The sequence below is a fragment of the Stenotrophomonas sp. SORGH_AS_0282 genome (assembly GCF_030818125.1).
In the GTDB taxonomy this organism is placed as follows: domain Bacteria; phylum Pseudomonadota; class Gammaproteobacteria; order Xanthomonadales; family Xanthomonadaceae; genus Stenotrophomonas; species Stenotrophomonas rhizophila_A.
Window position 1 is genome coordinate 1,056,066 of the sequence record NZ_JAUTAB010000001.1, and the last position, 21,860, is coordinate 1,077,925.

Genomic DNA, 21,860 nt, shown 5'->3' on the forward strand with positions numbered 1-21,860 from the left:
CGCCGCCTGAGCGCGGCATGGCGCAGACTAGGTAGATTGAGCAGCAGGCGCTGTGGAGGTGCCATGAACCGTTTTGTCCTGATCGGCCTGGGCGCACTGGCGCTGGCGGCCTGCAAACCCACGCCGACCGATACGACGGCTGCCCCCACCGCGCCTGCTACGAGCGAGGCCGCGGCCGAATCGCCGAAGCCGGCACCAGTGCCAGCCGCGCTGCCGGCGGCGGGCTCCGAGGGCCCGTCGTTCGATTGCGCCAAGGCCGGCTCGGATGCGGAGAAGACCGTATGCGGTGACGCACGGTTGTCCGCATTGGATCGGGAGCTGGCCGGGCTGTACAAGGCGGCGCAGACCGGTCCGGGCGAGCTTGACGTGGCCGCTGAACAGCGCGGCTGGATCAAGGGCCGCGATGCCTGCTGGCAGGCGGTGGACGCCAACCGCTGCCTGCTTGAGTCGTACCAGACCCGCATCGTCGAGCTCCGGCTGGCCGCGGCCACTGGGCCGGGACCGGCCGCGACGCAGTATCAATGCGATGACGCCAGCAAGCCGCTCTCGGTGGTGTTCTACAACGAGCTTGACCCGCAGGTTGCCGTCATTCGGTTGGGCCGTGACCAGGCCATCGCGTTTGCGGCACCGTCAGCCAGTGGCAGCCGTTACACCCGCGAGGGCGTGGAGTTCTGGGAACACCAGGGCGAGGCCACGCTGGAGTTCTACGGCACGCGCCTGAGTTGCAAGGCGGCGGGCAGGTAAAGTGAAGTGGGTGCCGGCACAGGCCGGCACCAACACACCGCTCAGCGTACGCGGCGGTAGCGCACTTCGTTCTGACGATCGCCCACTTCGGTGGTGACGAAGCCATCGCGGCTCTGGTTGATGTCGAACACGCTGCTGCCCACGTTGAGCTGGCCGCCATTGACCCAGCCCGACAGGTTCTGTCCGCTGGCCTGTGCCGACATCCGGCCATCGGCTTCGATGCGCATGCGGATGTCGGTGTTGTACATCGGGTTGTAGCCCTCGAACTCGCCCACCATCCACTGCGGCACGTACGAGGTATGACGCGCGCCCTGGTAGTTGTCGTCGTTGTAGCGCTCGTCCTGCTTGTTCGCGTTGTGCACCAGCGCGCCCAGGATTGCCGCACCGACCAGCACGCCGGCCGCCACCTTCGCATCATGGTTGTCGTCGTCGCGGTCATGGTGGCGATCATCGCCGCGCACCCGGAACGAGGCGCGGCAGCCGTCGTCTACCCACACATTGCGGCGGTCATAATCCCAGCTGCGCCCCTGGCGGCAATCTGCGCCGGACAACTTGCGGTCCAGCGTGACATAGCCGGCGTAGGGCAAAGGACAGGACTGGTAGCGGTTATCGCGGCTTTCGCAGGTGACAAAGTCATCCGCGCGCACGTCGGTCAGCGTGGCCAGCAGCAGCAGGGGCGTGCCAAGCAGCAATCGGGTCTGCATGATCAGGATTCCGGCAAGGGAGGTTCACTTGCCGAACGATGCGCAGGGCTTGATGAAATCCTGATGAAAGCAGGGCGCGGCCAGCGCGCCCTGTCGGCTTCCGGGCTCAGGCCGCCCGATCCACATCCTGGTCGCCGAAGCAGGCGCGGATCGCATCCAGCAGCTCGCTCATCGAATAAGGCTTGGGCAGGAAATGAATGCCCGGCGCCAGTTGCGGGGTGACCCGGTCCGGCTGCAGGCCGGAGGTGACCAGTACCGGCAGGCTGGGCTGGTGCTGGCGGATGCGGTGGGCAGCTTCAATGCCGCTCAGCCCGCCGAGGCAGACGTCGGTGAATACGAGGTCGAAGCGCTCGCCGGCCTGCAGCAGGCCCAAGGCGGCTTCGGCCGAGCTGACGGCGGCCACGTCGCAGGCCTGGCTTTCCAGCGCCATGCGGCTCAGTTCACGGGTGTCTTCGGTGTCTTCGATCAACAGCACGCGCGGTGCAACATGGCGCTTGGACAACAGCATGACGCGGGTTCCCCTGCAGGGTTTGGGTGGAAAGGCGCGGCAGTATGGGCAGCAGAAGGTGAGGGGATCGTGCAAAAACCTTCAGCCGAACGTTGTTCTGTTGTGCGCGGGTCAGGTAGGCCACGGTACAGTCGAGATCTGACCCCGAATGGAGCCAAATCGATGCAATGCCCCGTATGTACGACCCAAGCGCTGGTGATGTCCGAGCGCCAGGGCATCGAAATCGATTACTGCCCGCAATGCCGGGGCGTGTGGCTGGACCGTGGTGAGCTGGACAAGATCATCGAGCGCTCGGCCGGTGCCGCCGCGCCCGCCCCGGTGCGTGCCGCCGCGCCGCCTCCGCCGCCGCAGCAGGTCCACCCGCAGGTGCAGCACCGCGACACGCGCCACCTTGGCCAGCAGCACTATGGCGATGGCCAGGGCTACCGCAAGAAGAAGAAGGAAAGCTTCCTGTCCGACCTGTTCGATTTCTGATCGCCCACGCGGTCCGCGCGCCGGTCCTGCTCAGGGCCGGCGCAGGATGAATTCCAGGTCGCGGCTGTCGCCTACCGGGAATTCGTAGCTGCCTACCTGCACACAGCCGTAGCGCGCGTAGAAGCGCTGCGCGCCGAAGTTCTCCGACCACACGCCCACCCACAGCGTGCGGCGCCGGGGCTGGTCCAGCCAGTCCAGCAACGCGTCCATCAGCCGTGCGCCGTGGCCGCCGCCTTGGTGGCTGGCGTGCACGTACAGCCGCTTCAGTTCGATATCACCTTCCGTCGCCAGTGCATGGGCCAGGCTGTTCGGCCCGGCCGCGAGGTAGCCGATGGCCTGCTCGCCATCGAACAGCAGCAATGCGGCGCTGAGCGGATCTTCCAGCTCACGACGCTGGGGTGCAGGTGAGTAGTGCGCGTCGAGGAAGTCGCGCAGGTCCTGCGGCGGATACGAGTCGCCGAAGGTCTCTGTGTAGGTGGCCATGGCCAATGCAGAGAGCAGCTCTGCATCGGCAGGCGTTGCACGGCGGATCTGCAGTGCCATCAGAACCAGACCCGCACCCCGGCCACCCAGCGGGTGTCACGGGTGTGCTCGCCGGCGGCCTGGTGGTAATCGGCCGTGTCACCGAACAGGCGCTCGTGGCTGACACCGATGTACGGGGCGAAGCGGCGGCTGAACTCGTAGCGCAGGCGCAACCCGGCCTCGGCCTTGTTCAGGCCCGCACCCATGCCGTGCTCGGGCTCGTCCCTGGCGGCGAGCGTGGCCTCCACCAGTGGCTGCAGGATCAGCCGGTTGGTGAGCAGCAGCTCGTACTCGACCTCCACCGTGGCAGCCAGCTGTCCGCCTTCGCCGACATACGCCGTCGCCGAGGTTTCGAACTTGTACGGGGCCAGGCCCTGGATGCCGAACGCGGCCCAGGTGCGCGAGTCCGCCGGCCGGAAGTCCTGCTTCACGCCCACCAGCACGTCCCACCACGGTGACACGCTGCGCCCGTACAGCACTTCGAGATCGGACGACTCCGTGCGCCCGCCGCTGCGTTCGCCTTCGCTGCGTACCCATAGGCGGTTGATGTTGCCGCCGACCCAGCCGCCGGCTTCCCAGGCCTGGCCGGTGCCGTGCTGGCCATCCCAGTGTTCCAGCCGATTGATCAGCAGCAGGCTGTGCACATTCGGTGCGTGCTCCATCGCATCATGGTTGATGGGTGGGAAGGCGGCCGCTCGGTCGGCGTCGGTGACTTCGGGAATGGGTTCGCGCGGAGCAACCGGCGCGGTGCCATGGCCCATCGCGGCGTGATCCATCGTCGAGTGATCCATCTGCGGGTGGTCGACGCCGCCGTGATCCATGGTCGATTGGTCCATCGCTGAATGATCCATATTCGAGTGGTCCATCTTCGAGTGGTCCATCTTCGAATGGTCGGCCGCGGCCGGTGCAGCCGCGGGTGCTGCATCGGTGTGTGCGTGCGCATGCGACTGCGCCCACGCCGGCCCGGCGATGGCGCTTAGAAGGGCAACGGTGAGCATCTTCATTCTTCGATCCTCACTTCGCGCATCATCCCAGCTTCCATGTGGTACAGCAGGTGGCAGTGGTAGGCCCAGCGGCCCAGCGCGTCGGCGCGCACGCGGTAGCTGCGGCGGGTGCCGGGCGGCATGTCGATGGTGTGCTTGCGCACCTGGAATTCGCCGTCGGCGTTTTCCAGGTCGCTCCACACCCCGTGCAGGTGGATGGGGTGCTGCATCATGGTGTCGTTGACCAGCACGATGCGCATGCGCTCGCCGTAGTTCAGGCGCAGCGGTTCGGCGCTGGCAAACGGAATGCCATCGAACGACCAGCTGAATTTTTCCATGTGGCCGGTGAGGTGAAGTTCGACCTCGCGCGACGGCTCGCGCCCATCGGGATCCTCGAACAGACTACGCATCGCGCCATAGGTGAGCACCTGGCGGCCGTTGTCGCGCAGGCCGATGCCCGGGTCGTCGAGCTTGGGCTCGGTGGCCGCGCCCTGCATGTCGACCAGCGGGTTGCCGTTCTCGCTCGGCGCGTGGCGCGGTGCCTTACCGGCGCTGCCATGGCCGGCGTGGCCCATATTGGCGCCGCAGCCGCCTTCCATGCCTTTCATGTCGTGGCCCATGCCACCCATGTCATGCCCCATGTCGCTCATGGTCAGCAGCGGGCGTGGGTCGCGCGCTGGGATCGGTGCCTGCAGCCCGTGGCGCACGGCCAGGGTGCCGGCGGCGTAGCCGGTACGGCCCATGTCCTGGCAGAAGATGGTGAACGCATCCTGCCCAGTGGGCTCGACGATCACATCGAAGGTTTCCGCCGGTGCGATGCGGAATTCATCGATGCTCACCGGGTGGATGTACTGCCCGTCGGCGGCGACCACGGTCATCTTCAGGCCGGGAATGCGCACGTCGAAGTAGGTCATCGAACCGCCGTTGATGAAGCGCAGCAGCACCTTTTCGCCGCTGCGGAACAGCCCGGTCCAGTTGCCGGCCGGGGCGGTGCCGTTGAGCAGGTAGGTGTAGGTGTGGGCATTGATGTCGGAGATGTCGGTGGGGGTCATCCGCATCCTTCCCCACATGCCGCGGTCGGCGGTGGCCGCGCTCCAGCCATCGCGGCGCACGTCGCGCAGGAAATCGGGCAGCGTGCGCTTATAGTAGTTGTCGTGCTCGGCGAGCTTCTTCATGCGCCGGAACAGCGCGCCGGGGTCCATGTCGGTCCAGTCCGACAGCAGGATCACGTGCTCGCGGTCGAACCGGTAAGGGGCCGGCTGCAGCGGGTCGATGATAAGCGCGCCGTACAGGCCGGCCTGTTCCTGGAACATGGAATGGCTGTGGTACCAGTAAGTGCCGGACTGCTTGAGGGTGAACCGGTACTGGTAGGCCTCGCCCGGGGCGATGCCGTTGAAGCTCAGGCCGGGCACGCCGTCCATGTTGGCCGGCAGCAGGATGCCGTGCCAGTGGATGGAGGTGGGGTGCCCCTGCAGGGCGTTGGCCACGCGCACGTTGACGGTGTCGCCTTCGCGCCAGCGCAGGATCGGTGCGGGCAGGCTGCCGTTGACGGTGATCGCCGGGCGGGTGCGGCCGGTGAAGTTGGCCAGTGATTCGCCGATGCTCAGCTGGAACTGCTGGCCGCTGAGCACCTGCGGGGCGGTAGCCACGCGGGGGGCGGCGTTGGCCAGGGCGCGCGCGGGCACGGCGCCTGCCAGGCCGGCAACCACGCCGCCGGCAGCCAGGCCCTGCACGAACAGGCGTCGCGACGGTACGGGCGGGGCGCCCGCGCCGGGGGAAGAGGGGTGTGACATTGCAACTCCGAATCGGATCCGAGGGGCACGCGCAGGTGCCAGCAGGACGCGCGTGCGTCAGCACGGCATCGCGTTACGCAGGCGTTCGTGGCGAACGCGCGCTCAGGCGATGGGAGGGCGGGTGATACGGTCCAGCGGCGGGCTGGGCAGGGACGGGTGGGCAACCTGCAGCAGCACCGGCGACGGCGGCGGGGGTACCGGAATCCAGGCGACCTGCACGGTCAGGCTGGGCTGCTGGGCGCAGTTGCGCAGGCAGTCCTTGATCCGGCAGTGCTCGCTGTCGTCCGGTGCCTGGGCCGGCGGTTCGGCCGGGGCACCGTGCAGGGCGGCATGCTCCTGGCCATGGCAGGGCGGCGCGGGTGCGTCTTCGGCAGCGGCGGGCGTGGCCATCGCCAGCACCATGGGGCCGGCCATGGCCGCGTTCAGCCCGTTGAGCAACAGGCTGAGCATCAATACCACTCGCAGGAGCAGGCCACCGGCGGACATGGGCGCCACCTTACCGCCAAAGCGCGCACCACGCACCTGTGCCTGAACGGCAGGTTCAACGTTGGACGTGGGTCTGGCTGGGCGCGCGCGCATCAGCCTTCTTCGCGGACAATCTCGACCAGCCGCTCGCCGTAGCGGGACAGCTTGGTGCCACCGATGCCGCCCACGCGGCCCAGCGCATCGATGCTGGTGGGGCGCTGTTCGGCGATGTTGCGCAGGGTGCTGTCGTGGAAGATCACGAAGGCCGGCACGTTCTGCTCGCGCGCCAGCTCGGCACGCAGGCCGCGCAGGGCGTTGAACAGGGCCAGGTCCTGCGGCAGCACCGACAGGCCGGTGCGCTGGCCGCCGCGCTCGCGTTCGCGGGTCCTGGGGCTTTCGCGGCGCATCATCACCTTGCGCTCGCCCTTGAGCACCTGGCGGCTGCCGTCGGTCAGGCGCAGGCCGCCGTAGGCGTCGCTGTCCACTTCCAGCAGGCCGGCGGCCACCAGCTGGCGGAACACGCTGCGCCAGGTGCGGGCATCAAGATCCTTGCCGATGCCGTAGGTGCTCAGTTCGGTATGGCCGAACTGGCGGATCTTGTCGTTCTCGCCGCCGCGCAGGATGTCGATCAGGTGGCCCACGCCAAAGCGCTGGCCACTGCGGTACACGCAGCTCAGCGCCTTCTGCGCGGCCACGCTGGCATCCCAGGCATCGGGTGGTTGCAGGCAGTTGTCGCAGTTGCCGCACGGCTGCGGATAGGTTTCGCCGAACCCGGCCAGCAGCACCTGGCGGCGGCACTGCATGGATTCGCAGTAGCCCAGCAGGTGGTCGAGCTTGGAGCGTTCCAGCGCCTTGCGCTCTTCGCCCGCCTCGGACTGCTCGATCATCTGCTTGAGCAGTACCACGTCGCCCAGGCCATAGCAGAGCCAGGCTTCGGCCGGTTCGCCATCGCGGCCGGCGCGGCCGGTTTCCTGGTAGTAGCCTTCCATCGACTTGGGCAGGTCGGTATGCGCCACGAAGCGCACGTCGGGCTTGTCGATGCCCATGCCGAAGGCGATGGTGGCGCACATCACGATGCCGTCTTCGCGCAGGAAGCGGCGCTGGTTGGCCGCGCGCACCTCGGCCGGCAGGCCGGCGTGGTAGGGCAGGGCATTCATGCCCTCCTTGCACAGGAACTCGGCGGTTTCCTCGACCTTGCGCCGCGACATGCAGTAGACGATGCCCGCTTCATCGCGGTGGCCGCGCAGGAAATCCAGCAGCTGGCGCTTGGCGTTGTCCTTCTGTACCACGGTGTAGCGGATGTTGGGCCGGTCGAAGGAGCTGACGAAGTGCTGGGCATTGGTCAGGTCCAGCCGCTCGGCGATCTCGCGCTGGGTCGGCGGGTCGGCGGTGGCGGTCAGCGCGATGCGCGGCACGTCCGGCCAGCGCTCGTGCAGAACGGTGAGCTGGCGGTATTCAGGCCGGAAATCGTGGCCCCACTGCGAGACGCAATGGGCTTCGTCGATGGCGAACAGGGCAATGCGGCTGCGCGCCAGCAGGGACAGGAAACGGCCGGTGAGCAGCCGCTCGGGCGCGACGTACAGCAGTTCCAGCTCGCCGGCGGCCAGCTCGCGCTCTACCCGGGCGGCGGTTTCGCCATCCAGGGTCGAATTCAGGTATTCGGCGCGCACGCCCAGCTGGCGCAAGGCTTCCACCTGGTCCTGCATCAGCGCGATCAGCGGCGAGATGACGATGCCGGTGCCCTCGCGCAGCAGGGAAGGCACCTGGTAGCACAGCGACTTGCCGCCGCCGGTGGGCATCAGCACAAGCGCGTCATTACCGGCCGCGACATGCTCGACGATCGCCTGCTGCGGACCGCGGAAATCGTCGTAACCAAAGATGCGGTGCAGCAGTTCGTGCGCGGGGCGGGAAGACATCGCCCTAGTTTACCGGTTCCGGGGAGCGTTCCCCGTCCGGAATTCCCCCGATGGAGCATCGGGGGAACGGGGCCGGCGTTACTGCAGGAGCGAGCGGAGCATCCAGGCGTACTTCTCGTGGGTCTGCAGGCGCTGGGTCATCAGGTCTTCGGTCGGGGCGTCGTCGGCGTCGTCGGCCACGTCCAGCACCTTGCGGGCGGTCCGGCACACGGCCTCGTTGGCGGCGACCAACTGGCGTACCATCTCACGCCAGTCCGCGCTGTCGGTCAGGCCCGGTTCCTCGGCGATCGAGGTCAGGGCGGCGAACTCGCGGTAGGAGCCCGGCGCGTTGAAGCCCAGGGCGCGGATGCGTTCAGCCACGTCGTCCAGGGCCGCCCACTGTTCGGTGTACTGGGTCTCGAACATCAGGTGCAGCGAGTTGAACATCGAGCCCGTCACGTTCCAATGGAAGTTGTGGGTCTTCAGGTAGAGCGTGAACGCGTCTGCCTGGAAGGCCGACAGGCCCTCGGCAATCTTCTTGCGATCCGCTTCCTTGATCCCGATATCAATGTTCGGGGCCGAGGGCGCCGCTGCTGCCAGCTTCAGTTTGGCGCCCTGGGGCTTGGCGGCCTTGGGTTTGGCCGGGGTCTTGGTCTTCGCCATGGGGGAAATCCTCGTGTTGGATGGGATGGCCTTCACAATAAGTCAGACTAACCTTCAGTTGTACTCATAAGTTCTAAACGATCCGATTGATGACCGCTATCAAACAACCCGATGCTTCGTCCCTGTCTTCGCAGCAGGCCGCCATTGACGGGGCCATGAGCCGTGATCGCGGTCGTCTGCTCGGCATGCTCTCGCGCTGGCGGGCCAAACCGGCCGATGCCGGCGTGGCGGCGGCATTCCAGCAGGCCCTGCACGCGTCGGTGCAGCGGCGCCAGGCGCGGGCGCTCAACCAGCCGTCGATCAGTCTGGACGACAGCCTGCCGATCGCGCGTGAAGCCGAGCGCATCACGGCGCTGATCCGCGAACACCAGGTCGTGGTCATCGCGGGTGAAACCGGGTCGGGCAAGACCACCCAGCTGCCCAAGCTGTGCCTGGCCGCCGGGCGCGGCGTGGCCGGCATGATCGGCTGCACCCAGCCGCGACGGATTGCCGCACGTGCGGTGGCCACCCGCGTGGCGCAGGAGCTGCACTCCGAGCTGGGCACTACGGTCGGCTACCAGGTGCGCTTCACCGACCGGGTCGGCGACGATACCCGCATCAAGTTCATGACCGACGGCATCCTGCTGGCCGAAATCAGCAGCGACCGCTGGCTGTCGCAGTACGACACGATCATCGTCGACGAGGCGCACGAACGCAGCCTCAACATCGATTTCCTGCTCGGCTACCTCAAGCAGCTGCTGCGCAAGCGCCCGGACCTCAAGCTGATCGTCACCTCGGCGACGATCGATACCTCGCGCTTCGCCCAGCACTTCGACGATGCGCCGGTGATCAGCGTGGAAGGCCGCACGTTCCCGGTGGAAGTACGCTACCGCCCGCTGGAAGGCGAGGGCGGTGGCGATGAGGACGGCGGCCGCGATGGCGAACGCACCGTCAACGATGCGGTGGTGGCGGCGGTGGATGAGATCACCCGGCTCGACCCGCGCGGTGACATCCTGCTGTTCTTCCCCGGTGAACGCGAAATCCGCGACGCGCACCAGGCGCTGGAACGGCGTAAATACCGCGAAACCGAAGTGCTGCCGCTGTACGCGCGGCTGTCGGTGAAGGACCAGGACGCGGTGTTCAACCCGGGCAGCAAACGCCGCATCGTGCTGGCCACCAACGTGGCCGAAACCTCGCTCACGGTGCCGCGCATCCGCTACGTGATCGATCCGGGCCTGGCCCGGGTCAAGCGCTACAGCCCGCGCCAGAAGCTGGACCGGCTGCATATCGAGGCGGTTTCGCAGGCCAGCGCCAACCAGCGCAAGGGCCGTTGCGGTCGCGTCTCCGCAGGCATCTGCTATCGGCTTTACTCGGAAGCGGATTTCCAGTCGCGCGCCGAGTTCACCGATCCGGAAATCCGCCGCTCCAGCCTGTCCGGGGTGATCCTGCGCATGCTGCAGCTGGGCCTGGGCCGGATCGAGGATTTCCCGTTCCTGGAAGCCCCCGACGAGCGCGCCATTGCCGATGGCTGGCAGCAGCTCGGCGAGTTGGGCGCGATCGACAACGACCGCCGGCTCACCCCGATCGGCCGCCAGATGGCGCGCCTGCCGGTGGATGTGAAGCTGGCCCGCATGCTGGTCGCCGCGCAGGCGCAGGGCTGCCTGCGCCCGATGCTGGTCATTGCCTCGTTCCTGGGCATCCAGGATCCGCGCGAACGCCCACCCGAAGCGCGTGCCGCGGCTGACAACGCACACGCGCTGTTTGCCGATGGGCGCTCTGAATTCGTCGGCGTGCTGCGCCTGTGGGAAGGCTATCGCCAGGCCCACGAAGATCTTACCCAATCCAAGCTGCGCGGTTGGTGCGATCGCCATTTCCTCGGCTTCCTGCGCATGCGCGAATGGCGCGAGCTGCACCGCCAGCTGCGCGTGCTTTGCGAAGAGCTGGGCTGGAGCGAGGAGCCGGTGGACAATGCGATGGCGCCGTTGCTGGCCGGTTCGTCGGCCCCTGCGCCCGTTCGCGATGATGCCGGGAGGGCCAAGGCCACCCGTGGCCAGCAGCATCGTGCCGCCCGTCTGGCCCGCGAGGGCAAGGTCGAACCGCCAGCTGCCACGGTTGTGCCCGCCGCCCCCGCAGCGGCCGTAGAGGCCCGCAATGCCTTCAGCGAGCGCGTGCGTGCCGCGGCCTACCAGACCCTGCACCGTGCACTGATCGCCGGCCTGCCGACCCAGATCGGCCATCGCAGCGACAAGGGCGATTTTCTGGCCCCGCGCCAGCGCCGCTTCCTGCCCTTCCCCGGCTCGGTGATGGCCAAGCGGCCGCCGCCATGGCTGCTGGCCGCCACCCTGCTGGATACGCAGAAGGTATGGGGCCTGACCAATGCGGCGATCGAACCGGACTGGGTGATCGCCGAACTGCCGCACCTGCTGCTGCGCAAGCACTTTGATCCGCACTGGTCGCGTGCGCAGGGCCAAGTTCTGGCCTCGGAGCAGATCAGCCTGTTCGGGCTGGTGCTGGCACCGAAGAAGCCGGTGCACTACGGCCGCATCGCCCCGGGCGAGGCGCACGACATCTTCGTGCGCCAGGCGCTGGTCACCGGCGAGATCAACACCCGCGCCAGTGTCATCGCCGACAACCTCAAGGTGCTGGAGCAGGCGCGCGAAGAAGAAGCCAAGCTGCGCCGCGCCGGCATCGTGGCCGATGAAGGCTGGCAGGCGCGCTGGTACCTGGACCGGATTCCGGCCGAGATCCATTCGGCCACCGGTCTGGATACCTGGTGGAAGGCGCTGGCCCCGGAGAAGAAGCGCGCGCTGGCGTGGACGCTGGCCGACCTGCTGCCGGGCGAGGGCAGCGATGCCGAGCGCTACCCGACCTACCTGCCGCTGGGCGATGCGCGGCTGGCGCTGCACTACCGCTTCGAACCGGGAAGCGACGAAGACGGCGTCAGCCTGGATGTGCCGTTGCACCTGCTCAACGCGTTGGATCCGGCACGTCTGTCGTGGCTGGCGCCGGGATTCGTGGCCGACAAGGCCTCCGCGCTGATCCGCAGCCTGCCCAAGGCCATGCGCCGCAACTACGTGCCGGCGCCGGACTTCGGGCGCGCCTTCGCCGAGGCGTTCCCCGCGCCGAGCGCCGACGACCTGCGTGGCGAACTGGCCCGGTTCCTGTCGCGCGCGACAGGCGCGCAGGTGGCGGCCATCGATTTCGATGAAAGCGCGCTCGACCCGCACCTGCGCATGAACCTGCGCCTGCACGATGCGCAGGGCAGGTTGCTGGCCGCCTCGCGCGACCTGGAGGCGCTGCGCGCCCGCTTCGGCGCGCAGGCCGGCGATGCATTCGCCGCACGCGCTGGCCGTGCGTTGGCAGCCGAAGGACTGCGTGATTTCCCGGTGGCGCCGATTCCGCTGCAGGTACCCGGTGAAGCCGGCGTGCCGGCGTATCCGGCGCTGGTGGATGCCGGTGAATCCGCCTCACTGCGCATTTTCGCCGACCGCAACGAAGCATTGGAGCAGCATCCGCGTGGCGTACGCCGGCTGATGGATATCGCGCTGGCCGACAAGGCCAAGCAGGCCCGCAAGCAGCTGCCGGTGCCGCCCAAGACCGGCCTGCTGTATGCCTCGATCGAATCGCAGGAACGCCTGCGCGGTGACCTGGTGGATGCGGCGCTGAATGCCGTGCTGGCCGACGGCCTGGGCGAGATCCGCGACCCGGCGGCCTTTGCCAAGCGGCGCGATGCCGCCGGCCGCGACCTGTTCGGCGAGGCGATGGCGCGGCTGAAGCTGGCGGAAAACATCCTGGCGCACGTGGCCGAACTCAAGCCGCTGCTGGAAGCACCGCTGATGGGCTGGGCGCGCGGCAACCTGGATGACCTGGAACAGCAGCTGGCGGCGCTGGTCCATCCCGGGTTCCTGCGTGAGACGCCTGCTGAAGCACTGGCGCAGTATCCGCGCTACCTGCGCGCGATGATCCTGCGCAGCGAACGGGCCAAGCGCGATCCGCCGCGTGACCAGGCGCGGATGCTGGAACTGCGGCCGTTCCTGGATGCCCTGGAAGAGGCGCAGGCGCGCGGCCTGCGCGACCGCACGCAGTGGCAGGCGCTGCGCTGGGACCTGGAAGAATTGCGGGTGTCGCTGTTCGCGCAGGAACTGGGGGCCAAGACCGGCATTTCGGCCAAGAAACTGGCCCAGCGGGTGGCGGCGCTGCGCCAGGCGTGAACGGGCATGTCCCGCGCGGCAACCGCGCGGGACATGCGGGTCACTTGATTCGCTGGACCTTGGCGCGGGTGTTGGTGCCCTTGACCTGCAGGTACCAGGCGCCCATCACGCCCGGCGCAATCGACACTTCAGGATCGGTGCGGCGCACACCCGAGAGCGTGGTGTCGTCGGTCTGCTCCCATTCCTGGTTGTTGGCCAGCACGTAACGGCGCCCCTTGCCGAAGCCACGGAACTCGCCCTGCAGCGTGCTCACGATCGGCTCCTTGCTGCCGAAGTCGAAGAAGCCGCGGTTCTTCACGATCACTTCCTGGCGGCCTTCCTCGCGTGCTTCTTCGCGCACCTGTTCGCGCACCTGCTCACGCACGTCAGCGCTGACCGCGGCCACCTTGCCCTGCAGCCAGCCGTTGAGGGCGGCCAGTTCGGCGGGGCTCAACTTGTCCAGGCCAGCTGCCTTGAATTCGGCCGGGGACATCTGCTGCTGCAGGTCGCCTTCGACCACGCGCTGGGCGAGGGCGGGCCCGGCCATGGCCAGCAGGACGGCCGCAGCGGCCAACACTCTAAGACGGGAAAAACGCATGGCAGCTCTCCAGGAATGCACGATGGAACCGGTTCTGATTGTCCGGCAACGATACCAGCGCTAGTGTAGGGCTCTCTATCTTGTCTGCATGATGCTGTGAACCGCGCTTCTGTCCCCGGCCTGGATGGCTTGTTGAACCGACCCTCGGCGGCTTCGCTGTCCCCCGCAGTGCGCGAGGCGCTGCTGAAGCGCTGGCAGGCCAACGATGCCGACCACGCCCAGTCTGCCCCCTGGCCGGTGCTGGCCGATACCCTGGATGCGCTGGCCCTGCTGTCGGCCGACGACAGCGCCCTGCTGGCGGCCCTGTTGTTCGACCTGCCGTGGCTGCGTGCCGGGCTGGACGCACTTCCGCTGGGCAGCCACAAAACGGCCGTGTTCGGCCTGCTCGAGGGCCTGGACGCGGCCGACCAGGTCTGGGCGCTGCACGCCGGGCGCGATGCCGGGCGCAACAGCGAAGGCCTGCGCCGCCTGCTGCTGTCGATCATCCAGGACCTGCGGGTGGTGCCGATCCTGCTGGCCCGGCAGCTTGCGCGGATGCGCGCGGCCGATCGCCTGCCCGAGGAAGAGCGCCGCGCGCTGGCCCAACTGACCCGCGATATCCATGCGCCGCTGGCCAATCGGCTCGGCATCTGGCAGCTGAAGTGGGAACTGGAAGATCTGGCGTTCCGGCACCTGGAGCCGGAGACTTACCGCCGCATTGCACGTGAAGTGGACGAAACACGGCTGGCGCGCGAACGCTATGTCGAGTCGGTCAAGAAGGTGCTGTCGCGCGAGCTGCTGGCGCAGGGCATCGAGGCCGAGGTCAGCGGGCGCCCGAAGCACATCTACAGCATCTGGCGGAAGATGCAGAAAAAGCGGCTCGCCTACGAGCAGCTCTACGACATCCGCGCGGTGCGGGTGATGGTCAAGGACGTGGCGGCCTGCTACGCCGCGCTGGGCGTGGTGCACTCGCTGTGGGCACCGGTGCCGAGCGAGTTCGATGACTACATCGCCCGGCCCAAGGCCAATGACTATCGCTCCCTGCACACCGCCGTGGTGGGGCCGGAAGGGCGCACCATCGAAGTACAGATCCGCAGCCACGACATGCACGCCCAGGCCGAGCTCGGCGTGGCCGCACACTGGCGCTACAAGGAAGGCAGCAAGGGCGCGGAAAAGGCGTTCGACCGCAAGATCACCTGGATGCGCCAGCTGCTGGAGCAGTCGCAGGAAGGTCATGGCGGGGAGCTGGCGGGTGCGCTGGACGCCGAGCTGACCGAGGACCGGGTCTATGCGCTGAGTCCGAAGGACGAGGTGATGGACCTGCCGCAGGGCGCCACGCCGCTGGATTTCGCGTACCACGTGCACACCATGGTCGGCCACCGCTGCCGTGGTGCGAAGGTCAATGGGCGCATCGTGCCGCTCACCTACCGCCTGCGCAGTGGAGACCGGGTCGAAATCCTCACCGGCAAGGAAGCCGACCCGCGCCGGGACTGGCTGCTGGCCTCCAACGGTTACCTCGCAAGCAACCGCTCGCGCGAGAAGGTGCGCGGCTGGTTCCACAAGCTGGACCGGGCGCGCAACGTGCAGGCCGGGCGCGACCTGCTCGACCGCGAACTGAAGCGGCTCGGGCTGGCGCAGGCGGACCTGGCCGTGGCGGCGAAGAAGTTCCATGCCGACAGCGTCGATGACCTGTACATCCAGGTGGCGCTGGGCGACACCGGCCCGCACCAGGTCAGCCGGGCACTGCTCGAAGCCGAACGTGCCGCCACGCAGCCGGCGGTGCCCGCGTTGCCACGGCCCACCGCGCGCCGCGACAGCCTGGGCAAGTCCAAGTTCACCGTACAGGGCGTGGGCAACCTCCTGGTGCAGCTGGCGCGCTGCTGCCAGCCGGTGGCCGGCGAGCCCATCGTCGGTTACCTGACCCGTACCCGCGGGGTCACCGTGCACCGCACCGACTGTGCCGCATTGGCGCGGCTGTCCGCCGCCAGCCCGCAGCGCATCCTGCCGGTCGAATGGGGCCAGGCAGGCGGAGGCTACGAGGTTGACGTGGTGGTCGACGCGGTGGATCGCCGCTGGCTGCTCAAGGACATCACCAACCTGATCGCGCAGGAGGATGCGTACGTGCTGGACATCCACAGCGACAACGTCCGCAACAGCGGCCGTGCGCACCTGCGCCTGCGCCTGAAAGTGAGCGATTACGGCCAGCTTTCGACACTGTTGGGGAAGCTGGATGCCTTGCCCGGCGTCAGCGACGCGCGGCGTCTGGGCTGACCTCACGTGACTCACGCTACGCTCACGGAATGAGCCGCCATCCCGACCATGAGGACGCCGCGCATGCCGCCCTGCGCCGCGTGCGCCGCGAAGGCCGCTGGTGGTGGGTGCAGGCCTGGCAGTCGCGGCGCATCTGGCGCTGGGCGCTGCTGGTGGCGGTGGTGGTGTTCGTACTGCTGGTCGCGTTCGGGCGCCCCTTGGCCAACTGGTTCTGGAATGAGCCGCAGGTGGAGCAGCTGCTGGACAGGGGCGACCGTGCGCTGGCCGCGGGCCGCCTGAGCGCAGCCGATGGCAGCGGCGCGCGTGAGTGGTACCAGGCGGCGCTGGCGCTGGACAGCGATCGTCCGCAGGCCCGCGCCGGCCTGGCGCGTACGGGCCAGGCCGCGCTGGCGCAGGCCGCTGCCGCCCTCGATGCCGGCGATGCGGCAACCGCGCAACGCGCGCTGGCCCTGGCCCGCGAACTGCAGGTGCCGCAGCGCGATGCCGATGCCGTGGCGCGCCGGCTGCGCGACCACCAGCAGGAGGGGGCCGGTATCGGCGCGCTGTTGGGCCGGGCAGAAGCGGCGTTGCAGGCGCAACGCCTGGATGGCACCGATGACAGCGCCCTGCCGCTGTTCCAGATGGTACTGGCGCGCGCGCCCAACCACCTGCGCGCACTGGAAGGGCGCGAGGATGCGCTTTCAGACCTGCTGCAGCAGGCACGCGACGCGGCGGCGCGGGGAGATGTGGCCGCAGCGGCGGAACAGGTGCGCAGAGCGCGCGGCTTCGACCCCGGTCATGTCGATCTTCCGGCCAGCGAAGCGGCGCTGAACGCTGCGCTTGAAGCCCGCTTGAACGAAGCACAGCGGTTGCTGCGCAGGCAGCGCTGGCAGGCGGCAGGCGAGGCGTTCCAGAGTGTGCTGGCGACGCGGCCGGACGATACCGCAGCGCAGCAGGGACAGCAGCGGGCGATCGAGGCGCTGCTGGCCTCGGCCGCCCGCTTGGCGGCGGACTTCCGCTTTGATCTGGCGGGGCAGGCGCTGGCGTCGGCAGAGGCATTGGGAGCCAATGGACGCCAACTGGACACCGCCCGCCAGGCCATCACCCAAGCCCGCCAGGCCGAACGCGCCCTGACCTCGCCCCCTGCGCCGAATGCCCGAGGCAAACGGGAGGTGGTTGCGTTGCTGCGGCGCTTTGATGAAGCCCAGGCCCGCGGCGATTTCCTCTCGCCTCCTGGGCGAAGCGCTTACGATGCATTGCGCGAAGCGCAGGCCATGGCACCGCGGGACCCGCGCGTGCGCGCTGCCACGCAACGCCTGATCCCCGATACGGGCGCCTGTTTCGAGGACCATCTGCGCGGCAACCGGGTACAGGCCGCCAGCGCCTGCCTGGAAGCGTGGCAGACCCTGTCGCCCGGCGATGCGGCGCTGACCCCGGCACGCCAGCGGCTGGCACAGCGCTGGCTGGCGATCGGCAGTGAACGGCTGGGCCAGGGAGATGTCGAATTCGCGACGCTGGCGCTGCAGATGGCGTCACGCTGGGGCGCAGGCTCCAGCGCCGCCGAGTTCCAGTCACTGCAGGCGCGGCTACGGGACATCGGCGCCCAGCGCTGAGAGCCGCCAACGGGCTCGGCTATAGTATTGGTCCTTCATTCCTGGGGCCGGCATGACCGTCCTTGTCTCCGGGGCGACCAGTCAGATCGGCCGCTTCCTGATTGCCCGCCTTGCACTGACCGGCGTACCGGTGGTGGCCATCAGCCGACGGCCGCAACCGCCGCAGGCGGGCGTGCAATGGCGGACCGGTGACCTGAAGACCGTGCTGGCCGCAGACCTGAACGAGCGCTGGCGTGCCATCGTCAGTTTCAGTCCGATGGACGCCTGGGCGGACTGGCTGGCAGCGCAGGCGGTGGCGCCCGCACCGCGGATCATCGCCACCAGTTCAATGAGCGTGGTGACCAAGCAGGGCTCGGCGCAGAGCGACGAACAGCAGGTGGTGGCCCGACTTCAGTACGGCGAGGACGAACTGGCCCGGCAGGCGGCACGGCTGGGCATGGCGTACACCCTGTTCCGGCCGACCTTGATCTACGGCGCGGGAGTGGACCGCAGCCTGTCGCCGATCGTCGCGCGCGCGCGCCGTCTGCGCCTGTTCCCAATCCCCATGGCCAACGGCATGCGCCAACCCGTGCATGCCGACGATATCGCCCAGGCCGTGCTGGCTGCGCTGGAGAGCGACGCGGTGGACGGCAAGGTGCTGGAGATCGGCGGTGGCGAGCGGCTGGACTACATGCAGATGTTCCGCCGGGTGCATGCCAGCCTGGGCGGCGGCGCGCTGCCCCTGTACCTTCCATTGTCGGCGTTGCGCCTGCTTGCCGCCTTGCTGCCGCGGGCGCGCGGTCCGGTATCCCGGCTGCAGCAGGACCTGATCGCCGACAACCGTGCGCTGGTGTCATTGCTGGGGGTCCACCCAAGGGCGTTCCAGCCGGACGCCAGTACGTGGACGCCGATGACGCCGGAGCAGGCCCGGGCCCGGCTCGGCGGTGGCGCACGCTGATGTCGATCGTGCCCCCCCGCATCGGTGTGGCGTTGTGCACCTACAACGGCGCGCGTTACCTGCAGGCGCAGCTGGACAGCGTGCTGGCCCAGAGCATGCCGGTGGATGAAGTGGTGATTGGCGATGATGGCTCTTCCGATGCAACGCTGAGCATCGTGGCGTCATTCGCCACGCGCGCGCGGTCCATGGGAATCGGAGTCACCGTTGTCCAGCATCAGCGCAACCTCGGCTACGTACTGAATTTTTCCGACGCCATGCAGCGCTGTCGGGCAGACATCATCTTCCTCTGCGACCAGGACGACGTATGGCACCCCGACCGGGTGGAGGCGGCGGTGCGCCGGTTCCACGCAGACCCGGCGCTGCTGCTCCTGCACAGTGACGCCCGGCTGGTGGATGGCCATGGCGACGCGCTGGGCGGCACCCTGCTGGAGGTGCTCCGCGTCCATCCGGCCGAGATCGACCTGGAGCGCTCCGGCCAAGCCTTGGATGCGATTCTGCTGCGCAACTTCGTCACCGGTGCCACCTGTGCGCTGCGCCGTTCGCTGCTGGCGCAAGGGCTGCCCATCGCCGCGCGCTGGAGCCACGATGAGTGGTTGGCGGTGATTGCTTCACTGCAGGGTGGCCTGGACCTGCTGCCGCGTCCGACCATCGATTATCGCCAGCACGGCAGCAATCAGATCGGGGCGTCCCGGCGTTCGTTCCTGCAACGGCTGCGCGGGCTGGATCTGCTGGATGCGGTGGCACGGCGGCGCACGGCCGAACGCCTGCAGGCCCTGCAGGCTGTGTTGGACCAGCGCGATGTGAACATCGCGCCGCCGCGCGTGCAGGGCCTGGCGGCGATCGCCTGGCGTATGGCATGGTCGCGCGTGCAGCTTTACCGCAGGCCGGATGTCGGCTGGGCCTGGATCGGTCACGACGCGCCCCGTCTGCTGGCCCGCCTGGCAAACGTCTGCCTGGCCGGCGGCGGCTGGCAGGGCGTAGCAGCCGCCTGCACGGGAGCATGGGCGGGATGGCGGCTGCGCGGCCTGGCCTGATTTGAACTGGGGTGAAACGAGGACGCGGCGGTCAGCTGCGGCTGCGGTGCCTGCGTTAGACTCGACAGATTCAACTCTGCCCGATTCCCGTGCCCCCACGCTACGATTCCGACGACAACGACGCGTTCGAGGACGACACCGACAGCCGCTGGCCGCTGTGGCGCCGTCGCCTGATCACCTGGGGCATGGCCGCCGTGGCGCTGGCGCTGGGTTTCCTCATTCCCTATACGGTGTACCTGAACACCCAGGTCACCCAGCGCTTCGGCGAACTGCGCTGGCAGATTCCCACCCGCGTCTACGCACGGCCGCTGGCATTGGCGCCGGGCGTGGCCATGGATGCGCAGACGCTCAAGACCGAGCTGGCGGCATCGGCCTACCGTGATGACGGCACCGGCAAGGCGCCGGCCACCTTCAGCCAGGACGGCGGCCGCTTCGTGGTGTCCAGCCGCGGTTACAACGACGTCGACGGCAAGGTCGCGCCGCGTAGGATCGAGCTGAGTCTGTCCGGTGGCCAGGTCGCCTCGCTGCGCGACGCAGACAGCCGCAAGGCGCTCAAGGCCGCGCGGCTGGACCCGGCGCGTATCGCCACCCTGTACGGCCAGAAGCAGGAAGAGCGCCGCCTGGTCCGGCTCGAAGACACCCCCGAGCTGCTGGTCACCGGCCTGCAGGCGGTGGAGGACAAGGATTTCAACCGTCACCATGGCATCGACCTGAGCGGCATCGCGCGCGCGGTCTGGGTGACCGTGCGCTCCGGCGGCCAGAGCCGCCAGGGCGCTTCCACGCTGACCCAGCAGCTGGCCCGCAGCGGCCTGCTCGGGATCGGCAAGGAACAGACCGTCACCCGCAAGTTCAACGAGGTGCTGTACGCGCTGATCATAGAGGCGCGCTACGACAAGCGCACCATCCTGGAGGCCTACCTCAACCAGGTGTACCTGGGCCAGCGCGGCAGCCAGGCGATCCACGGCATGTCCTCCGGCGCCGAATTCTGGTTCGGTCGTGACCTGTCCTCGCTCAACACCGAACACATCGCGCTGCTGATCGGGCTGGTCAAGGGGCCGTCCTACTACGACCCGCGCCGCAACCCCGAGCGCGCGCTGGACCGGCGCAACTTCGTGCTCGGCAAGCTGCACGAGAACGGCCTGATCGACGACACCGAGCTGCAGCGTGCGCTGAAAGCGCCGCTGGGCGTGCCGAAGAACCCCGGCCTGATCGCCGCCAACCGGTTCCCGGCCTATGTCGACCTGGTGCGCCGCCAGCTGGGCCATGACTACCCCGAAGCCGTGCTGCAGGGCGCTGGCCTGAGCGTGATGACCGGCATGGCGCCCTCGGCCCAGGCCTATGCCGAAGGTGCGGTGACCAAAACGCTGAAGTCGCTGGAAAACAAGCGCCGCCCCGAACTGCAGGCCGGCCTGGTGCTGACCGACGTGCACAACGGCGACGTGCTGGCCGTGGTCGGCAGTCGCGATGTGTCCGAGCCGGGCTTCAACCGCGCCATCGAAGCGCAGCGGCAGGTCGGCTCACTGCTCAAGCCGTTCGTGTACCTGCTGGCGCTGGCCCAGCCGGACAAGTATTCGCTGGCCACCTTCGTCGATGATTCGCCGGTGACCGTGCAGCTCAGCCGCGGCAAGCGCTGGACCCCGGGCAATGCAGACAACCGCAGCCACGGTACCGTGCGCCTGGTCGACGCGCTGGCCAATTCCTACAACCAGGCCACCGTGCGGGTGGGCATGCAGGTGGGGCCGGAGCGGGTCACCCAGCTGATCCACGTGCTGGCCGGGTTGAAGGCCGAGAGCAATCCGTCGGTGATCCTGGGCGCGACCGACCAGAGCCCCTATGCGATGGCGCAGCTTTACCAGTTCCTGGCGTCCGGTGGCGAGATCCAGCCGCTGCACGCCGTGCGCGGCGTGCTCGATCCGCAGGGCAAGCTGCTCAAGCGCTATGACAAGACCCCGGCGCCGGCCCAGGAAGGCGACTCCATCGCCGCCAACCTGATCAGCATCGGCCTGCAGCAGGTGGTGTCCAGCGGCACCGCCGCGCGCCTCAACGCCGATGGCCTGTCGCGCCTGCAGGCGGCCGGCAAGACCGGTACCTCCAACGATGGTCGTGACAGCTGGTATGCCGGCTACACCGGCGACCACCTGGCGGTGGTCTGGATGGGCAACGACCAGAACGAGCAGACCGGCCTGTTCGGCGCCACCGGCGCCATGCGGGTCTGGTCGGGCATCTTCAGCCGCCTGCCGAGCGCGCCGTTGAAGGTCAGCAACAAGGGGCTGGACTGGCAGCCGGTGGAAGCCGGCGGCACCGCCGCCACCGACGAGTCCTGCCCGGGCGCGCGCCGCTTCCCGTTCGTGGTCGGCTACGCGCCGGCCTACACTGCCTGCGTGGCCCCCACCGCATTGCCGGAAGGCGAAGGCGGCGAGGGTGGCGAAGGCGGTGGCTGGCGCAGCTGGTTCGGCCTGGACAAGAAGCCCGAACCGGCCGCCGAGCCGGCGCAGGCCGCTCCCGCGGCCACTCCCCCCGCTCGATGAA

The 21,860-nt window shown here is 68.5% G+C and carries 17 protein-coding genes; 8 read left to right on the forward strand and 9 right to left on the reverse strand.

Annotated elements, in window-relative coordinates:
- Nucleotides 1-63 precede the first annotated feature (63 nt).
- Entirely contained in the window at nt 64-744 is a 681-nt protein-coding gene (locus QE395_RS04575; RefSeq protein ID WP_249832966.1) for an MliC family protein, read from the forward strand.
- A gap of 41 nt (nt 745-785) precedes the next feature.
- Here the strand turns inward: QE395_RS04575 and QE395_RS04580 are convergent, their stop codons facing one another.
- A complete protein-coding gene (locus QE395_RS04580; RefSeq protein WP_249832965.1) occupies nt 786-1,448 on the reverse strand; it encodes a DUF3011 domain-containing protein in 663 nt (220 codons plus the stop codon).
- A gap of 106 nt (nt 1,449-1,554) precedes the next feature.
- Nucleotides 1,555-1,956, reverse strand: a complete 402-nt coding sequence (locus QE395_RS04585; protein WP_068853740.1) for a response regulator — start codon at nt 1,954-1,956, stop codon at nt 1,555-1,557.
- A gap of 162 nt (nt 1,957-2,118) precedes the next feature.
- Between QE395_RS04585 and QE395_RS04590 the strand changes: the two genes are divergently transcribed.
- The gene (locus tag QE395_RS04590) at nt 2,119-2,430 is read left to right on the forward strand and encodes a zf-TFIIB domain-containing protein (RefSeq protein WP_093533758.1); all 312 of its coding nucleotides are present in this window, start codon (nt 2,119-2,121) and stop codon (nt 2,428-2,430) included.
- A gap of 30 nt (nt 2,431-2,460) precedes the next feature.
- On the opposite strand, the gene QE395_RS04595 is transcribed toward QE395_RS04590, so the two are convergent.
- The 6 genes from QE395_RS04595 to QE395_RS04620 all read right to left on the reverse strand — a co-directional run bounded on the left by QE395_RS04595 (nt 2,461) and on the right by QE395_RS04620 (nt 8,751).
- Complete coding sequence (locus QE395_RS04595) at nt 2,461-2,973, reverse strand: GNAT family N-acetyltransferase (RefSeq protein WP_306987677.1); 513 nt, start codon at nt 2,971-2,973, stop codon at nt 2,461-2,463.
- Nucleotides 2,973-3,956, reverse strand: coding sequence for a copper resistance protein B (locus tag QE395_RS04600; RefSeq protein WP_249832964.1), 984 nt, complete (start codon nt 3,954-3,956; stop codon nt 2,973-2,975). The genes QE395_RS04595 and QE395_RS04600 overlap by 1 nt, the downstream gene beginning before the upstream one ends.
- On the reverse strand, nt 3,953-5,728 hold the full coding sequence (locus QE395_RS04605) for a copper resistance system multicopper oxidase (RefSeq protein WP_095364352.1): 1,776 nt from the start codon (nt 5,726-5,728) through the stop codon (nt 3,953-3,955). Before QE395_RS04605 ends, QE395_RS04600 begins: the two co-directional genes overlap by 4 nt.
- Nucleotides 5,729-5,830: 102 nt before the next feature.
- Complete coding sequence (locus tag QE395_RS04610) at nt 5,831-6,214, reverse strand: CopL family metal-binding regulatory protein (protein WP_095364351.1); 384 nt, start codon at nt 6,212-6,214, stop codon at nt 5,831-5,833.
- A gap of 92 nt (nt 6,215-6,306) precedes the next feature.
- Complete coding sequence (gene recQ / locus QE395_RS04615; protein WP_095364350.1) at nt 6,307-8,109, reverse strand: DNA helicase RecQ; 1,803 nt, start codon at nt 8,107-8,109, stop codon at nt 6,307-6,309.
- Between the two features lie 78 nt (nt 8,110-8,187).
- A complete protein-coding gene (locus QE395_RS04620; RefSeq protein WP_068853733.1) occupies nt 8,188-8,751 on the reverse strand; it encodes a Dps family protein in 564 nt (187 codons plus the stop codon).
- Between the two features lie 89 nt (nt 8,752-8,840).
- Here QE395_RS04620 and hrpA point away from each other — a divergent pair, with 89 nt between their 5' ends.
- On the forward strand, nt 8,841-12,941 hold the full coding sequence (gene hrpA, locus QE395_RS04625; RefSeq protein ID WP_095364349.1) for an ATP-dependent RNA helicase HrpA: 4,101 nt from the start codon (nt 8,841-8,843) through the stop codon (nt 12,939-12,941).
- A 40-nt stretch (nt 12,942-12,981) separates the two neighbouring features.
- Here the strand turns inward: hrpA and QE395_RS04630 are convergent, their stop codons facing one another.
- A complete protein-coding gene (locus tag QE395_RS04630; RefSeq protein WP_068853731.1) occupies nt 12,982-13,518 on the reverse strand; it encodes a hypothetical protein in 537 nt (178 codons plus the stop codon).
- Between the two features lie 96 nt (nt 13,519-13,614).
- Here QE395_RS04630 and QE395_RS04635 point away from each other — a divergent pair, with 96 nt between their 5' ends.
- The 5 genes from QE395_RS04635 to mrcB all read left to right on the forward strand — a co-directional run bounded on the left by QE395_RS04635 (nt 13,615) and on the right by mrcB (nt 21,859).
- A complete protein-coding gene (locus QE395_RS04635) occupies nt 13,615-15,768 on the forward strand; it encodes a bifunctional (p)ppGpp synthetase/guanosine-3',5'-bis(diphosphate) 3'-pyrophosphohydrolase (RefSeq protein ID WP_306987683.1) in 2,154 nt (717 codons plus the stop codon).
- Nucleotides 15,769-15,797: 29 nt separating this feature from the next.
- Nucleotides 15,798-17,360 carry a hypothetical protein gene (locus tag QE395_RS04640; protein ID WP_306987685.1) on the forward strand — a complete coding sequence of 521 codons (1,563 nt, stop codon included), beginning with the start codon at nt 15,798-15,800 and terminating at the stop codon, nt 17,358-17,360.
- Between the two features lie 52 nt (nt 17,361-17,412).
- Nucleotides 17,413-18,297, forward strand: coding sequence for an NAD-dependent epimerase/dehydratase family protein (locus tag QE395_RS04645; protein ID WP_306987687.1), 885 nt, complete (start codon nt 17,413-17,415; stop codon nt 18,295-18,297).
- Nucleotides 18,297-19,331, forward strand: coding sequence for a glycosyltransferase family 2 protein (locus tag QE395_RS04650; protein WP_306987689.1), 1,035 nt, complete (start codon nt 18,297-18,299; stop codon nt 19,329-19,331). Before QE395_RS04645 ends, QE395_RS04650 begins: the two co-directional genes overlap by 1 nt.
- 89 nt (nt 19,332-19,420) lie before the next feature.
- A complete protein-coding gene (mrcB, locus tag QE395_RS04655) occupies nt 19,421-21,859 on the forward strand; it encodes a penicillin-binding protein 1B (protein WP_306987691.1) in 2,439 nt (812 codons plus the stop codon).
- Nucleotide 21,860: the final 1 nt, after the last annotated feature.

Excerpts from the sequence above, each read along its gene's own strand:
- QE395_RS04575 (WP_249832966.1), top strand. The coding sequence starts at position 64 with ATGAACCGTTTTGTCCTGATCGGCCTGGGCGCACTGGCGCTGGCGGCC.
- QE395_RS04630 (WP_068853731.1), bottom strand. The coding sequence starts at position 13,518 with ATGCGTTTTTCCCGTCTTAGAGTGTTGGCCGCTGCGGCCGTCCTGCTG.
- QE395_RS04605 (WP_095364352.1), bottom strand. The coding sequence starts at position 5,728 with ATGTCACACCCCTCTTCCCCCGGCGCGGGCGCCCCGCCCGTACCGTCG.
- QE395_RS04620 (WP_068853733.1), bottom strand. The coding sequence starts at position 8,751 with ATGGCGAAGACCAAGACCCCGGCCAAACCCAAGGCCGCCAAGCCCCAG.
- QE395_RS04640 (WP_306987685.1), top strand. The coding sequence starts at position 15,798 with ATGAGCCGCCATCCCGACCATGAGGACGCCGCGCATGCCGCCCTGCGC.
- QE395_RS04595 (WP_306987677.1), bottom strand. The coding sequence starts at position 2,973 with ATGGCACTGCAGATCCGCCGTGCAACGCCTGCCGATGCAGAGCTGCTC.
- QE395_RS04585 (WP_068853740.1), bottom strand. The coding sequence starts at position 1,956 with ATGCTGTTGTCCAAGCGCCATGTTGCACCGCGCGTGCTGTTGATCGAA.
- QE395_RS04645 (WP_306987687.1), top strand. The coding sequence starts at position 17,413 with ATGACCGTCCTTGTCTCCGGGGCGACCAGTCAGATCGGCCGCTTCCTG.
- QE395_RS04580 (WP_249832965.1), bottom strand. The coding sequence starts at position 1,448 with ATGCAGACCCGATTGCTGCTTGGCACGCCCCTGCTGCTGCTGGCCACG.
- QE395_RS04600 (WP_249832964.1), bottom strand. The coding sequence starts at position 3,956 with ATGAAGATGCTCACCGTTGCCCTTCTAAGCGCCATCGCCGGGCCGGCG.
- QE395_RS04610 (WP_095364351.1), bottom strand. The coding sequence starts at position 6,214 with ATGTCCGCCGGTGGCCTGCTCCTGCGAGTGGTATTGATGCTCAGCCTG.
- hrpA (WP_095364349.1), top strand. The coding sequence starts at position 8,841 with ATGACCGCTATCAAACAACCCGATGCTTCGTCCCTGTCTTCGCAGCAG.
- QE395_RS04650 (WP_306987689.1), top strand. The coding sequence starts at position 18,297 with ATGTCGATCGTGCCCCCCCGCATCGGTGTGGCGTTGTGCACCTACAAC.
- recQ (WP_095364350.1), bottom strand. The coding sequence starts at position 8,109 with ATGTCTTCCCGCCCCGCGCACGAACTGCTGCACCGCATCTTTGGTTAC.
- QE395_RS04590 (WP_093533758.1), top strand. The coding sequence starts at position 2,119 with ATGCAATGCCCCGTATGTACGACCCAAGCGCTGGTGATGTCCGAGCGC.